This window comes from Halobellus sp. Atlit-38R, from assembly GCF_003665925.1.
Lineage (GTDB): Archaea > Halobacteriota > Halobacteria > Halobacteriales > Haloferacaceae > Haloquadratum > Haloquadratum inordinatus.
In genome coordinates this window covers 1-253 of record NZ_QXIJ01000434.1, presented here as the reverse complement: position 1 = coordinate 253, position 253 = coordinate 1, and the positions used below count along the sequence as shown (strand labels likewise).

The window sequence follows — 253 nt, the reverse complement described above, 5'->3', positions numbered from 1 at the left end:
GTCGTGGAGTTCTGTCGTCGTGAAGCCGGCGAGCTCCTTGCAATAGAACGCTTGTACCATCGACTCGTAGCTGTAGTGAGCGTTCCATTCGGTTTTCCCAACTTCATAGACTGTAGTCTCACTGAAGGGCTGTGTTGAATCGCCATACTGCAGTGGAATTCACTGTTTCACAGCCCGCTTGATGTTATAGACGACACACATCAGAGCGATTTCTCGGAACTCACGGAACCAAGAACGCGCTCGCACGGCGAAG

1 pseudogene is annotated in these 253 nt (G+C 51.8%); it reads right to left on the bottom strand.

Annotated elements, in window-relative coordinates:
* Positions 1–159: 159 nt before the first annotated feature.
* A pseudogene (locus D3D02_RS20240) lies at positions 160–253 on the bottom strand (IS5/IS1182 family transposase); the annotation flags it as partial.